The 15,455-nt window shown below is 56.0% G+C and carries 8 protein-coding genes and 1 pseudogene; 7 read left to right on the top strand and 2 right to left on the bottom strand.

Features of this window, described 5'->3' with window-relative positions:
* Positions 1 to 4 precede the first annotated feature (4 nt).
* The 5 genes and pseudogenes from bcsZ (at position 5) to ABGB15_RS01305 (ending at position 9,853) form a co-directional block, all read left to right on the top strand.
* On the top strand, positions 5 to 1,111 hold the full coding sequence (gene bcsZ / locus ABGB15_RS01285; protein ID WP_215723549.1) for a cellulose synthase complex periplasmic endoglucanase BcsZ: 1,107 nt from the start codon (positions 5 to 7) through the stop codon (positions 1,109 to 1,111).
* Positions 1,093 to 4,562, top strand: a pseudogene (bcsC, locus tag ABGB15_RS01290) (cellulose synthase complex outer membrane protein BcsC). Before bcsZ ends, bcsC begins: the two are co-directional and overlap by 19 nt.
* A gap of 119 nt (positions 4,563 to 4,681) precedes the next feature.
* Positions 4,682 to 6,688, top strand: a complete 2,007-nt coding sequence (gene hmsP / locus ABGB15_RS01295; protein ID WP_152082628.1) for a biofilm formation regulator HmsP — start codon at positions 4,682 to 4,684, stop codon at positions 6,686 to 6,688.
* A 159-nt stretch (positions 6,689 to 6,847) separates the two neighbouring features.
* A complete protein-coding gene (locus ABGB15_RS01300) occupies positions 6,848 to 8,134 on the top strand; it encodes a dicarboxylate/amino acid:cation symporter (protein WP_215723542.1) in 1,287 nt (428 codons plus the stop codon).
* Positions 8,135 to 8,359: 225 nt separating this feature from the next.
* The gene (locus ABGB15_RS01305) at positions 8,360 to 9,853 is read left to right on the top strand and encodes a pitrilysin family protein (protein WP_152082626.1); all 1,494 of its coding nucleotides are present in this window, start codon (positions 8,360 to 8,362) and stop codon (positions 9,851 to 9,853) included.
* A gap of 42 nt (positions 9,854 to 9,895) precedes the next feature.
* On the opposite strand, the gene ABGB15_RS01310 is transcribed toward ABGB15_RS01305, so the two are convergent.
* On the bottom strand, positions 9,896 to 10,825 hold the full coding sequence (locus tag ABGB15_RS01310) for a sugar kinase (protein ID WP_152082625.1): 930 nt from the start codon (positions 10,823 to 10,825) through the stop codon (positions 9,896 to 9,898).
* Between the two features lie 231 nt (positions 10,826 to 11,056).
* On the opposite strand from ABGB15_RS01310, the gene pdeH reads away from it, so the two are divergent.
* The gene (gene pdeH, locus ABGB15_RS01315) at positions 11,057 to 11,830 is read left to right on the top strand and encodes a cyclic-guanylate-specific phosphodiesterase (RefSeq protein ID WP_152082624.1); all 774 of its coding nucleotides are present in this window, start codon (positions 11,057 to 11,059) and stop codon (positions 11,828 to 11,830) included.
* A 65-nt stretch (positions 11,831 to 11,895) separates the two neighbouring features.
* The gene (locus ABGB15_RS01320) at positions 11,896 to 13,938 is read left to right on the top strand and encodes an AsmA family protein (protein WP_215723541.1); all 2,043 of its coding nucleotides are present in this window, start codon (positions 11,896 to 11,898) and stop codon (positions 13,936 to 13,938) included.
* Between the two features lie 89 nt (positions 13,939 to 14,027).
* Here ABGB15_RS01320 and ABGB15_RS01325 read toward each other — a convergent pair whose 3' ends face one another.
* Positions 14,028 to 15,350: an MFS transporter gene (locus tag ABGB15_RS01325; protein WP_152082622.1), complete on the bottom strand. Its 1,323-nt coding sequence runs from the start codon at positions 15,348 to 15,350 to the stop codon at positions 14,028 to 14,030.
* Positions 15,351 to 15,455: the final 105 nt, after the last annotated feature.

A 15,455-nucleotide genomic window follows, 5' to 3' on the forward strand; every position in this document is an offset into this window, starting at 1 on the left:
CGTGATGAAAGCCTTACGCTGGTGGGTATTAGCCGCGTTGATGCTGGCGGCGACGAATCTGCGCGCCGCCTGCAGCTGGCCTGCCTGGGAGCAGTTTAAACAGGGCTATATCAGCGAGGGGGGGCGCGTCATTGATCCCAGTGACGCGCGTAAAATTACCACCTCCGAAGGGCAAAGCTATGCGCTGTTCTTTGCCCTCGCCGCTAATGACCGTAAGGCGTTTGATCTGCTGCTGGCATGGACGCGCGATAATCTCGCTCAGGGCGATTTGACGCAGCACCTGCCAGCCTGGCTATGGGGGCAAAAAGACCAGGAGACCTGGGCGGTTATCGATCCTAACTCCGCTTCCGATGCCGATATCTGGATTGCCTGGTCGTTGCTGGAGGCAGGGCGCTTGTGGAAAAACCCGGACTATACCCGCACAGGTAAGGCGTTGCTTAAGCGTATTGCCAGCGAGGAAGTGGTGAAAGTGCCGGGGCTGGGGTCTATGCTGCTGCCGGGTAAAATCGGCTTTGCGGAAGAGAACGTCTGGCGTTTTAACCCGAGTTATCTCCCGCCGCAGCTAGCGAGCTATTTTACCCGTTTTGGCGCGCCCTGGACGACGCTTCGCGAAACCAACCTGCGCTTATTACTGGAAACCGCACCGAAAGGCTTTTCCCCGAACTGGGTGCAGTACCGGAAAAATGGCGGCTGGCAGTTGAAGCCGGATGCCTCTCTGGTCGGGAGCTATGATGCTATCCGTGTTTATCTCTGGGTGGGCATGATGAATGACAACGATCCGCAAAAAGCCCGGCTGCTGGCGCGTTTCCAGCCGATGGCAACGGTGACCACAAAACAGGGCGTCCCGCCGGAGAAAGTGGATGTCGCAACCGGAAAACTCACCCGTACAGGCCCGGTCGGTTTTTCTGCCTCACTGCTCCCTTTTTTACAAAATCGTGAAGCACAAGCGGTACAACGCCAGCGTGTCGCCGATCACTTTCCCGATAATAACGCCTATTACAGCTATGTCCTGACCCTCTTCGGACAGGGCTGGGATCAGCATCGTTTTCGCTTCACCACACAGGGTGAATTAATACCGGATTGGGGCCAGGAATGCGCAAGTTCACAGTAAATCTACTCACGTTATCGCTTAGCCTGGCACTGATGCCGGTGGCTCTGGCCGTGAATTCCCCGCAGCAGAGACAACTGCTTGAGCAGGTACGGCTTGGCGAATCAACGCAGCGCGAGGATTTGGTGCGGCAGTCACTCTACCGCCTTGAGCTGATCGATCCGAACAATCCTGAGGTTATTGCCGCGCGTTTCCGCTATTTGCTGCGCCAGGGCGACTCCTCGGGTGCGCAAAAAGAGCTGGATCGTCTGAAAGGGATCGCGCCAGGCTCCAGTGTGTACCAGTCCTCCCGCAATACGATGCTGCTCTCCACGCCGGAGGGTCGACAGGCATTGCAACAGGCGCGATTACTCGCCACGACAGGTCACACTCAGGAAGCGATCACCGCATACGACAAACTCTTTGACGGTAACCCGCCGGGCGGCGATCTGGCGACGGAATACTGGAACGTCGTCGCCAAAGATCCGGCTCGTCGCAATTCGGCCATTAACCAACTGAAAAAAATTAACGCCAGCGGCCCCGGCAATACTCAGCTTCAGGCGACGCTGGCACAGCTTCTGTTTCAGAGCGGCCGTCGTGATGAAGGATTTGCGGTGTTGCAGGAGATGGCTAAATCTAACAATGGCCGCAATCAGGCCTCTGATATGTGGTATCAGCAGATTAAAGACCAGCCTGCCAGCAGCGCCAGCGTCAGCGCACTGCAAAAATACCTGAGCGTATTCAGTGAAGGCGATAACGTGACGGCGGCGCGTGCCCAGCTCGACGCGCAGCAAAAACAGCTTGCCGATCCGGCGTTCCGCGCCAAAGCAGAAGGGCTGGCAGCAGTCGATGCCGGGCAGGGCGGCAAAGCCGTAACGGAACTGCAGAAAGCGGTCAGCGCCAATCATGCCGACAGTGAAGCCGTGGGAGCGCTGGGCCAGGCGTATTCACAAAAAGGCGATCGCGCCCGTGCGGTGGCTCAGTTTGAAAAAGCGATCGCCCTCGATCCGCAGAGCGATAATCGCGGTAAATGGGACAGCCTGCTGAAGGTGAACCGTTACTGGTTGCTGATCCAGCAGGGCGATAACGCGCTGAAAGCGAATAAGACCGCCCAGGCGGAACGCTATTATCAGCAGGCGCGCAATATCGATAACACCGACAGCTATGCGGTGCTGGGGCTGGGGGATGCCGCGGCAGCGCGCAAAGATAACGAAGCCGCCGAACGTTATTACCGTCAGGCGTTGCGCATGGACCGTGGCAACAGCAATGCCGTGCGCGGTCTTGCCAATATTTATCGTGCACAGTCACCGGAGAAGGCCGCACAGTTTATTCAGTCGCTCTCCGCCAGCCAGCGCCGCAGTATTGATGATATTGAACGTAGCCTGACCAACGAGCAACTGGCTACCCAGGCAGAACAGCTGGAAAACCAGGGGAACTACGCGCAGGCGGCGGAAATTCAGCGCCGCCGCCTGGCGATGTGTGGATCACCTACCGTCTTTCGCGCGATCTCTATAGCGCCGGGCAGCGCAGCCAGGCGGATACTCTCATGCGCCAACTGGCAAGCCAGAAACCGTCTGACCCGGATCAGGTCTACGCCAGTGGCCTTTACCTCTCCGGTAACGATCAGGATCGCGCGGCACTGGCGCATTTGAACACCCTGCCACGCGATCAGTGGAACGGCAATATCCAGGAGCTGGCGGACCGTCTGCAGAGCAACCAGGTGCTGGAAACCGCCAACCGCCTGCGTGACAGCGGCAAAGAGCAGGAGGCCGAAAATTTACTTCGCCAGCAGCCTGCTTCCACGCGTATCGATTTAACGCTTGCGGATTGGGCAGAGCAGCGTGGCGATCATGACGCCGCGAAAACGGCTTACACCACCGTGTTGCAGCGTGAACCGCAAAATGAAGATGCGATCCTCGGTCTGACGGAAGTCTATATTGCTCAAGGCCATAAGGATGCGGCGCGCGCAGAACTGGCTAAATTGCCTGCTGCACAAAACGGCCAGCCGCAGTCGCTTAACATGCAGCGCCGGATTGCGATGGCGCAGGCGAGCCTGGGCGATACCGCTGCCGCAGAACAGACCTTCAGCAAGATTATTCCTCCGGCCAAATCGCAGCCTGCATCGCTGGAAAACGCGCTCGTGTTACGTGATGCGGCACGTTTCCAGACGCAAAACGGCCAGCCTCAACAGGCGCTGGAAACCTGGAAAGATGCGATGGTCTCTTCCGGCATTACCACCACGCGTCCGGCGAATAACGACAGCTTTACCCGCCTGACGCGTAATGATGAAAAAGATGACTGGCTGAAGCGCGGCGTGCGCAGCGATGCGGGCGAACTTTACCGTCAGCAGGATCTTAACGTTACGCTGCAGCACGAATACTGGGGCTCCAGCGGCACGGGCGGGTATTCCGACCTGAAAGCGCACACCACCATGTTACAGGTCGATGCGCCGCTGTCCGATGGGCGCATGTTCTTCCGTAGCGATCTGGTGAATATGGACGCCGGTTCGTTTTCCACCAATAACGGAACCTACGATCCGAAGTGGGGCACCTGCGCTGAAACGCCATGCCACGGCAGCACCAGTCAAACGGCAAATGGTGCGAGCGTGGCGGTGGGCTGGCAGAATAAAACCTGGGCGTGGGACATTGGTACGACGCCAATGGGCTTCGATGTGGTGGATGTAGTCGGCGGCGTGAGCTACAGCAGCGACCTGGGGCCAATTGGCTACACTCTGAACGCCCACCGCCGTCCAGTCTCCAGCTCCATGCTGGCGTTCGCCGGGCAGAAAGATCCCAACACCGACACCACCTGGGGCGGCGTGCGTGCAACTGGTGGTGGCGTCAGCGTGAGTTACGACAAGGGTGAAGCAAACGGCATCTGGTCAAGTCTGAATGCAGACAGCCTGACCGGGAAGAATGTGGAAGATAACTGGCGCGTCCGCTGGATGACCGGTTATTACTATAAGCTCATTAATAAAAACAACGAGCGTCTGACGGTCGGTGTCTCCAACATGCTGTGGCACTATGACAAAGATTTAAGTGCCTATACGCTGGGACAGGGTGGCTATTATAGCCCGCAGGAGTATGTCTCTTTTGCGCTACCGGTGACCTGGCGTAAACGCACCGAAAACTGGTCATGGGAACTGGGCGGCTCTGTCTCCTGGTCGCATTCGAAAACAGACGATGTGATGCGCTATCCGCTTCAGGGGCTAATCCCTTCTGATGAGCCGGGTCGCTATAGTGACAGAGGCGAAATGGAAACCGGTAGCAGCTCCTCAGGGACGGGTTATACCGCAAGGGCGATTGTGGAGCGCCGCGTAACGTCCAACTGGTTCGTGGGTCTGGGGGTGGATATCCAGGAAGCGAAAGACTATACCCCGAGCCATGCGCTTCTTTATGTACGCTATTCTGCTGCAGGCTGGCAGGGCGATATGGACTTGCCGCCGCAGCCGCTCATTCCGTATGCGGACTGGTGATCGGATTTTACTTAATCCATTTGTAAGTCTCTCTTAAAAGTACAGCAATCGGGTATACTCAGGCGCACCAGGTTTACACCCTGGTGCGCCCTGCGCTTCGAGTTTTGTGGAGAGTCATTTTGCGTGTCAGCCGTTCTTTAACGATCAAACAGATGGCGATGGTTGCTGCCGTCACGATGCTGTTTGTATTCCTCTTCTGCGTCATTTTGCTGTTTCATTCCGTACAGCAGAATCGCTATAACACGGCTTCGCAATTAGAAAGCATCGCCCGCTCGGTGCGTGAACCGCTGTCAGCCGCGATCCTGAAAGGGGATATTCCGGAGGCGGAAACCATCTTAAAACGCATTCAGCCAGCAGGAATTGTCAGCCGTGCGGATGTGGTGCTCCCTAATCAGTTCCAGGCGCTACGGATGAGCTTTATCCCTGAACGGCCTGTTCCGCTGATGGTAATGCGTCTGTTTGAACTGCCGGTACAAATCTCTCTGCCTGTTTATTCGCTCGAACGCCCGGCTAACCCTCAGCCGCTCGCCTATCTGGTACTGCAGGCGGACTCGTACCGCATGTATAAGTTCGTTATGAGCTGGGCTGCTACATTAGTGACCACTTACTTACTCTTGACGCTGATCCTGAGTGTGGCGCTCACCTGGTGTATTAACCGGTTGATTGTGCATCCGTTGCGCCGCATCGCCAGGGAGCTGAATGACCTCTCTCCACAGGAGCAGATGGGACACCAGCTTGAGTTACCGCGCCTGCATCATGACGATGAGATCGGCATGCTGGTGCGCAGTTACAATATCAATCAGCAGCGCATCATGCGTCAGCAGGATGAACTCAACAGCAATGCAACCCGTTTCCCGGTCTCCGAGCTGCCAAACAAAGCGTTCCTGATGGCAATGCTGGAACAGACCGTTGCCCGCCAGCAGACCACGGCGTTGATGGTGATCGCCTGCGAAACCCTGCAGGATACGGCGGGCGTGCTCAAAGAGAGCCAGCGCGAGATGCTGCTCCTGACGCTGGTGGAAAAGGTGAAATCCGTCCTGGCACCGCGCATGGTGCTTACTCAGGTCAGCGGCTACGACCTGGTGATTATCGCGAACGGTGTGAAAGAGCCGTGGCATGCCATCACGCTAGGTCAGCAAGTGCTCACTGTCATTAATGAGCGGCTGCCGATTCAGGGCATTCAGCTTCGTCCGAGCGCCAGCATCGGTATTGCAATGTTCTACGGCGACCTGACGGCGGAACAGCTTTATCGCCGTGCTTTCTCAGCGGCCTTCACCGCCCGCCGTAAAGGGAAAAATCAGATCCAGTTCTTTGACCCGGAGCAGATGGAAAAGGCGCAGCAGCGTCTCACCGAAGAGAGCGACATTCTGACCGCGATGGATAACCGTCAGTTTGCGATCTGGCTCCAGCCGCAGGTCAATTTGCTGACGGGTGAAGTCAAAAGCGCGGAAGCGCTGCTGCGTATGCAACAGCCGGATGGTTCGTGGGAACTGCCTGAGGGACTGATTGAACGGATTGAGTCCTGTGGCCTGATGGTCAGCGTCGGTTACTGGGTACTGGAAGAGACGTGCCGCCAGCTTGCGGCCTGGCAGGAGCGGGGCGTCACTCTGCCGCTCTCGGTGAATTTGTCTGCGCTACAACTTATGCATCCGACGATGGTGTCGGAGGTCCTGGAGCTTATCCATCGTTACCGTATCCAGCCCGACACGCTGATTCTGGAAGTGACGGAAAGTCGACGAATCGACGACCCAAATGAAGCCGTTGCCATTCTGAAGCCGCTGCGTAATGCCGGTATCCGTATCGCGCTGGACGATTTCGGCATGGGGTACGCCGGGTTGCGCCAGCTCCAGCACATGAAAACGCTGCCGGTTGATGTGCTGAAGATCGACAAAACCTTTGTCGACGGGCTGCCGGATGACAGCAACATGGTGCAGGCGATTATCCAGATGGCGCGCAGCCTGAATTTGCACATTATTGCCGAAGGCATTGAAACCGAAGCTCAGCGTGACTGGCTCGCGCAAGCGGGCGTGGAGAGCGGGCAAGGTTTCCTGTTTGCCCGCGCGGTGCCGGCGGATGTCTTTGAACAACGCTATCTTGCCGACCCTGGCAATAACGCAAAAGTGTAACTTTGTTGCTGGCTTGTGCGAGCCAGCTCAAAGTTCTTAACATTTGTGTTTCAAATTTGAACCTGGTTTATTTCTGTCCTGTTATGTGGGTGTTATTTTAAAGCCGCAGGTTAACCATGACCTTACAAAGCCTGTGGTTTTTCTTCCCAAGGACACCCTATGAAAACCTCAATCTTCAAGAGCCTTTACTTTCAGGTCCTGACAGCCATCGCAATCGGTATTCTGCTTGGTCATTACTACCCTGAACTGGGCGCACAAATGAAACCGCTTGGCGACGCGTTCGTTAAGCTCATCAAGATGATCATCGCGCCGGTAATTTTCTGTACCGTGGTGACCGGTATCGCTGGCATGGAAAGCATGAAGGCGGTAGGGCGCACCGGTGCTGTCGCCCTTCTCTATTTCGAAGTGGTCAGTACCATCGCGCTGATTATCGGCCTGATTATTGTTAACGTCGTGCAGCCTGGTGCGGGCATGAACGTTGACCCGGCCACGCTTGATGCCAAAGCGGTGGCCGTCTACGCCGAGCAGGCGAAAGACCAGGGCGTTGTCGCCTTCCTGCTGGACGTTATCCCAAGTAGCGTCATTGGCGCATTCGCCAGCGGGAATATTCTGCAGGTGCTGCTGTTTGCTGTGCTGTTTGGCTTTGCGTTGCATCGCCTGGGCAGCAAAGGCCAGCTGATTTTCAACGTTATCGAAAGTTTCTCGCAGGTCATCTTCGGCATTATCAATATGATCATGCGTCTGGCCCCGATTGGTGCCTTCGGTGCGATGGCGTTTACCATCGGTAAATACGGCGTCGGTACGCTGGTGCAGTTGGGTCAGCTGATTATCTGTTTCTACATCACCTGTATTCTGTTCGTGGTGGTGGTGTTAGGGTCAATCGCCCGCGCGGCAGGCTTCAATATCTTTAAGTTTATCCGCTACATCCGTGAAGAGTTGCTGATTGTTCTGGGCACCTCATCGTCTGAATCAGCACTGCCACGTATGCTTGATAAGATGGAAAAACTGGGCTGCCGGAAGTCGGTGGTGGGGCTGGTTATTCCCACGGGCTACTCGTTCAACCTGGACGGTACTTCGATATACCTGACGATGGCGGCCGTATTTATCGCTCAGGCGACCAACAGCCATATGGATATTTTCCACCAGGTTACTTTGCTGGTGGTGCTCCTGCTCTCCTCGAAAGGCGCAGCAGGCGTGACGGGCAGTGGCTTTATCGTGCTGGCGGCAACCATCTCTGCGGTGGGACATCTGCCGGTGGCGGGTCTGGCATTGATTCTCGGCATCGACCGCTTTATGTCTGAAGCCCGTGCCTTAACCAACCTGGTGGGTAACGGTGTGGCAACGGTTGTGGTGGCGAAGTGGGTAAAAGAGCTGGATCACAAAAAACTCGACGATACGCTGAATAATCGCCAGTCTGGCAGCAAAGCACCGGGATTATCCTCCTAATCTTGTCACAATTGCCCGCATTCCCTTGTGGGGATGCGGGCTCCTGCGCATAATAACTGTTCATACCTGTCATACTTCGACAAGATTTTTTTCGGGTATTTTTCGCTTCCGTCCGTGACGTTTTGCTGAACACGCGGTCTAATCGAAGTGTTTTCATCGTCATCTTTTAGAGTGCTCACGTCGCGAGACACTCTTTTTAACCAGGAATGTTGATCAGGGGTTCACATGCAGGGCACAAAAATTCGACTCTTAACCGGCGGTTTGCTGATGATGGCAGCAGCCAGTTATGTGCAGGCAGATGCGCTCCAGCCAGACCCGGCCTGGCAACAAGGGACTCTGGCAAATGGTTTTCAGTGGCAGGTTTTAGCCACACCGCAACGTCCAAGCGACCGTATCGAAATCCGCCTGTCTGTGAATACAGGCTCCCTCACTGAAAGCACCCAGCAGACCGGATTAAGCCACTTTATTCCCCGTCTGGCGCTCACCCAGAGCGGCAGTTTGCAGGCGGTTCAGGTACGTTCGTTGTGGCAACAGGCGATTGATCCGAAACGCCCTCTGCCTCCGGCTGTGGTCTCTTACGACTACACCATGTTTAACCTGAGCCTGCCGAACAACCGCAACGATCTGCTGAAAGAAGCACTGACCTACCTGTCTGACGCCACCGGCAAGCTGACGATTACGCCTGAAACCGTGAATTATGCGCTGAGCAACAGCGACATGGTCGCCACCTGGCCTGTGGACACCAAAGAGGGCTGGTGGCGCTACCGCCTGAAAGGATCAACCCTGCTGGGGCATGATCCGGCGGAACCGCTGAAACAGCCGGTCGATCCTGAGCAGGTCAAATCCTTCTACCAGCAATGGTACACCCCGGACGCAATGACCCTGATTGTGGTCGGTAATGTTGATAGCCGCGCCGTGGTTGAGCAGATCAACAAAGCGTTTGGCGATCTGAAAGGCAAACGTGAGACCCCCGCCCCTGTACCAACCCTGTCGCCGCTGCGCCCGGAGCCTGTCAGCATCATGACGGACAGCGTGCGTCAGGACCGTCTCTCAATGATGTGGGATACCGCCTGGCAGCCGATCCGCGAGTCATCCGCGCTGCTGCGCTACTGGCGTGCGGACCTGGCGCGTGAAGCGCTGTTCTGGCACGTTCAGCAAACGCTCAGTAAAAACAACGTGAAGAATATTGGTCTGGGCTTTGACTGCCGCGTGCTGTTCCAGCGTGCGCAGTGTGCCATTAACGTTGAATCGCCGGGCGACAAGCTGAACGCAAACCTGGGTGTGGTGGCAAAAGAACTGGCAAAAGTGCGTGAAGAGGGCCTCTCTGAAGAAGAGTTCAACGCGCTGGTGGCACAGAAAAAACTTGAGCTACAGAAGCTGTTTGCCACGTATGCCCGCGCCGATACCGATATTCTGATCAGCCAGCGTATTCGCTCGCTGCAAAATCAGGTGGTGGACATCGCGCCAGAGCAGTATCAGAAACTGCGCCAGGATTTCCTCAGTGGTCTGACCGTTGATATGCTGAATCAGGATCTGCGTCAGCAGCTGTCTCAGGATATGTCCCTGGTTCTGCTGCAGCCGAAAGGTGAACCGGAGTATGACATGAAGGAACTACAGGCAACCTGGGACGGGATTATGGCTCCGGTATCGCAGGCGGCACAGCCTGCGGCGGCAGATGATCTCCACCAGGATGCGACGGATATTCCGCAGGGCCAGTAACCTCCATCTTCACCCTCTCCCGTCCGGGAGAGGGTTAGAGGCTTACGCTGGCATTGCCTCACGTGGAATAATCGCCCCGCGATACTGAATCACGGTGCTGGCCGTCAGATGGCCACGCTGTGCTGCTGCTTCAGGTGTTCCACCCGTCAGGCGCACCGCCAGATAACCCGCACTGAATGAATCACCCGCCGCAGTGGTATCGATCACTTTTTCTTTGGCTAATTTCACCGCCGGAACCTCGACCACCGGTTCGCCCGCAATCGCCACCAGGCAAGAGTCAGCCCCGCGTTTTATCACCACTTCACTGACGCCTGCAGCCAGCGTCCGCGCGATAACCTCATCAACCGGTTTCTCTCCCCACAGGGCGTCTTCGTCGTCCAGCGTCAGGAACGCGATATCAGTGCATTGCAGCATCTGCTGGTAAACCTGCTGCGTCTCTTCGCGGCTGGCCCACAGGCGTGGACGGTAGTTGTTATCGAAAATCACTTTGCCGCCGTTGGCACGGCATTCGCGCAGCAGCGACAGCAGCTTTTCACGGCTCTCAGGGCTCAGGATTGCCAGGCTGATACCGCTCAGATAGAGATAATCAAACGTTGCCAGTTCTTCACAGATGGCTGCGGCGGCATCGCTTTCCAGCCAGAATTTGGCCGCTGCTTCGTTACGCCAGTAGTAGAACGTGCGCTCGCCAGTGCTGTCGGTTTCGATGTAGTACAGACCTGGCAGGCGGTTTTCCATGCGCTGAATGAGTGAGGTCTGGACGTTCTCACCTTGCCAGGCTTCCAGCATCTGCTGGCTGAAGCTGTCCGTTCCCAGCGCCGTAACGTAATGCACGCTAAGTGCATCGGCAGCCACCTGGCGGGCTATATAAACGGAAGTATTCAATGTATCGCCACCAAAACCGCGGCTGACTTCCGCGCCTTTTTGGGACAGCTCAATCATGCATTCGCCAATCACGGCAATTTTTTTAGACATAGTCGTGAACCTGAACAAAGTAATTAACGGTAGTGTGCGCTGAGTGGATTATGTGGTCAACTATATTAAAACGACGTTCCATTATTTTTCTTGAGCCAGCGCGTGTTCCGGCAAATTTCTGTCATCTTAATTTCATTTTCCCGGCGAACTGAACATAAAGTTCTCACCTGGCGCGCCGATAACCCAGTGACGAGTCCAGAAAGGCCATCCCCATACAACAGGACATCTGAAATGAAGTCAGAGCAGGTTATCCAGCGGCTGAACACTACGCCTGAGGCAAGTATTGAGAACTTGCAGGAGCATCGCTACTGGCTGCAATGTGAGCGAGCGTACACCTATCAACCGATCTATCGCACCGATGGCCGGTTGATGGCGATTGAGATTTTAACGGTCGTCACACACCCCTCGAACCCGTCACAGCGTATTGCGCCGGACCGCTATTTTGCCGAGGTTGCCGTTCGCCAGCGCATCGACGTGCTGGAAGAACAGCTTAAAATGCTGGCAACCAGGCGGGCATTCTTTGAGCAGCACGATATTCTGGCGTCGGTGAACGTGGATGGCCCGACCCTGATGGCGCTGCGTCAGAATACGAAACTACAGGAACTCATCGCTACGCTACCGTGGATGCGTTTCGAGCTGGTAGAGCATGTTCGTCTGCCGCAGGACTCATCGTTTGCCTCGATGTGTGAATTCGGCCCGTTGTGGCTGGATGACTTCGGCACTGGCATGGCGAACTTCTCCGCCCTCAGTGAAGTGCGTTATGACTATATCAAAGTCGCGCGTGACCTGTTCATTATGCTACGCCAGACCCCGGAAGGGCGGAATCTGTTCACGCTGCTGCTGCAGCTCATGAACCGGTATTGCCAGGGCGTCATTGTGGAAGGCGTTGAAACGCTGGAAGAGTGGCGCGACGTGCAAAATTCCCCGGCTGCTGCGGCACAGGGCTATTTCCTCTCTCGCCCGGTTCCGATGGATATGCTGGAAAACGTGATAACCACCCTCTGATCTGACCGTTTCCCTTTGTCTGAACTATAGTTTTATAGGCAAGTTCAACAGGAAAGGGGACAACAATGACAAAAACAACCAGGGTCATCTCCTGGACCGCAGGGATTTTCTTGTTGTTGATCGTGGTCGCAATCATCATTATCGCCACGTTTGACTGGAACCGTCTCAAACCGACCATCAACCAGAAAGTCTCAACCGAGCTGAACCGACCCTTCGCGATACGCGGCGATTTGGGTGTGGTATGGGAACGCCAGAAAGAGGAGACCGGCTGGCGAAGCTGGGTGCCCTGGCCGCACGTCCATGCCGACGACATTATTCTCGGCAATCCACCGGATATTCCTGAAGTCACCATGGTTCATTTGCCCCGCGTCGAAGCCACGCTGGCACCGCTTGCGTTGCTGACCAAAACGGTTTACCTGCCGTGGATCAAGCTCCAGCAGCCTGATGCGCGCCTTATCCGTCTGTCCGAGAAAAACAATAACTGGACGTTTAATCTCGCCAGCAGCGAAGAAAAAGATCCCAGTGCACAGCCTTCGTCATGGTCTTTCCGTCTCGACAATATTTTGTTCGATCGCGGGCGGATCGCCATTGACGATAAGGTCAGCAAAGCCGACGTTGAGATCCTGGTCGATCCGCTGGGAAAACCGCTGCCGTTTAGCGAAGTGACGGGCAGTAAAGCAAAAGGGGACAGCAGCAAAGCGGGCGATTATGTTTTCGGCCTGACGGCGAAGGGGCGTTATAACGGCCAGCCGCTGACCGGTAACGGTAAAATCGGCGGGATGCTGGCGCTGCGCAGTGAAGGCACGCCGTTCCCGGTGCAGGCGGATTTCCGTTCCGGGAATACCCGCGTGGCGTTCGTTGGGACGGTCAATGACCCGATGAAGATGGGCGGGGTCGATCTGCAACTGAAGTTTGCCGGTGACTCACTGGGCGCGCTGTATGAGCTGACTGGCGTGCTGCTGCCGGATACGCCACCGTTTGAAACGGACGGGCATCTGGTTGCGAAAATCAATACGGAAAAGTCCTCGGTCTTTGATTACCGCGACTTCAATGGCCGCATTGGTGATAGCGATATTCACGGCTCGCTGACCTACACCACCGGAAAACCGCGGCCGAAACTGGAAGGGGATGTCGAGTCCCGCCAGCTTCGTCTGGCCGATCTGGGCCCGCTGGTTGGCGTTGATTCCGGCAAAGGCACGAAGTCTAAAGAGGTAAAAAAAGACACTCAGCCTGCGGATAAAGTCCTGCCGTATGATCGCTTTGAAACCGACAAATGGGACGTCATGGATGCCGATGTACGCTTTAAAGGGCGCAAAATTGAACATGGCAATACATTACCCATCAGCAACCTCTCAACGCATATCATCCTCAAAAATGCTGACCTGCGTCTGCAGCCGCTGAAGTTTGGTCTGGCGGGCGGTACGATCTCATCAAATATTCACCTGGAGGGTGATAAAAAGCCGATGCAGGGACGGGCAGATATTCAGGCGCGCAGGCTGAAGCTGAAAGAGCTGATGCCGAACGTTGAATTGATGCAGAAAACGCTCGGTGAAATGAACGGCGACGCTGATATTCGTGGCGTGGGTAACTCTGTGGCGGCACTGCTGGGCAGCAGTAACGGGAACCTGAAGTTGCTCATGAACGACGGCTTAATCAGCCGGAATTTGATGGAGATCCTGGGGCTTAACGTGGGTAACTTTATCATTGGTCAGATTTTCGGAGACGATGAAGTCCGCGTGAACTGTGCGGCGGCGAATCTGGATCTGGTCAACGGCGTGGCGCGTCCGCAAATCTTCGCCTTCGACACGGAAAACGCGGTCATCAATGTGACCGGCACCGCCAGCATGGCCTCTGAGCAGCTTGATCTGACCATCGATCCGGAGAGTAAGGGGATTCGTATCATTACCCTGCGCTCGCCGCTTTATGTTCGCGGCACTTTCAAAAATCCGCAGGCGGGTGTGAAAGCCGGGCCACTGATTGCGCGTGGTGCCGTTGCGGCAGCTCTTGCCACGCTGGTCACGCCAGCCGCGGCGCTGCTGGCGCTGATTTCGCCGTCTGAAGGTGATGCGAATCAGTGCCGGAACATTTTAACGCAGATGAAGAAGTAATTTTTACCGGGTAGCGCTGCGCTTACCCGGCCTGCAGGGCTGGAGAGTTTTGTAGGCCGGGTAAGGCGTAGCCGCCACCCGGCATTAGCTTACAGCGACTGATGCTTCGTCTCATGCGTCAGCAGCAGTGCAATCAACGTCAGCGCTGCCATGGCTGCCAGATAGACACCCACATAGAACAGACCATAATTCGCCTGCAGCCAGGTGGCGATATACGGCGCAACAGACGCACCCAGAATAGAAGATACGTTATACGAGAACGACGCCCCGGTATACCGTACCTCCGTCGGGAACAGCTCCGGCAGCAACGCACCCATCGGGCCGAACGTCAGCCCCATCAGGCTCAGGCCAATCAGCAGATACGCCATCACCAGCGCAGGGCTGCCTGAACCCAGCAGCGGCGGGAAGACGAACAGGGCAAAGAGAATAATCAGCGAGGTGATGACAATCATGCTTGCGCGACGGCCAAACTTATCCGCCAGCAGGCCCGCAATCGGCACCATCACGCCAAACCCAATGACCGCCATCATCAGCATCCACAGCACTTCGTTACGCGGCAGGCCCAGGCCAACCGGTGCGGCGGCGGTGCTGTAGGTCATTGAATAGACGGTCATGATGTAGAACAGCGTATAGGTCGCCAGCATGATAAACGTGCCCAGTACGGTCACGCGGACGTGTTTGGTCAGCAGTGTGCCCAGCGGCACTTTCACCTGCTTTTTCGCCGCGGCGACTTTGGCAAACACGGGCGTCTCATGCAGGGAGACACGCACATACAGGCCAATCAGCACCAGAACCGCAGAGAAGATAAACGGAATACGCCAGCCCCAGCTCATGAACTGTTCATCCGTCAGCAACCAGGAGAGCAACAGGAACGTCCCGTTAGCGAAGAAGAAGCCAATTGGCGCGCCCAGTTGCGGGAAGGAGCCGTACAGCGCACGCTTACGTGCAGGAGCGTTCTCGGTCGCCAGCAACGCCGCGCCGCCCCATTCACCGCCCAGACCGAGACCCTGACCAAAGCGCGCCAGCGCCAGCAGCACCGGCGCTAAAATCCCGATGGTATCGTAGGTTGGCAGCAGGCCGATCGCCACGGTTGAAATTCCCATGGTCAGAAGAGAGGCAACCAGCGTCACTTTACGACCAATGCGATCGCCAAAGTGACCAAACAGCGCAGAGCCAATCGGACGTGCGACGAACGCGATGGCAAAGGTTGCCAGCGACTGTAGCGTAGCTGCTGTCGGGTCGCCCTGCGGGAAGAAGATATGCGGGAAGACGATGACCGCTGCGGTGGCATAAATGTAAAAGTCGAAGAACTCAATGGCGGTGCCAATCAGCGATGCGACGACAACTTTATTGCGCGAGTTGACCGGAACGTTTTCCGCCCCGGAATCGAGTGTGGTGGCTGTTGCTTGCATAATATTTTCTTATTTTTTGACGAACGAACGGCCATATTAGGCATAGCAAAAGCGACATTTCAATGTGTAACAAACCCACGCGCTGGCGATAAAACCAACAAAAAG

It is taken from the genome of Enterobacter sp. MALB-1, assembly GCF_041021625.1.
In the GTDB taxonomy this organism is placed as follows: domain Bacteria; phylum Pseudomonadota; class Gammaproteobacteria; order Enterobacterales; family Enterobacteriaceae; genus Enterobacter; species Enterobacter oligotrophicus.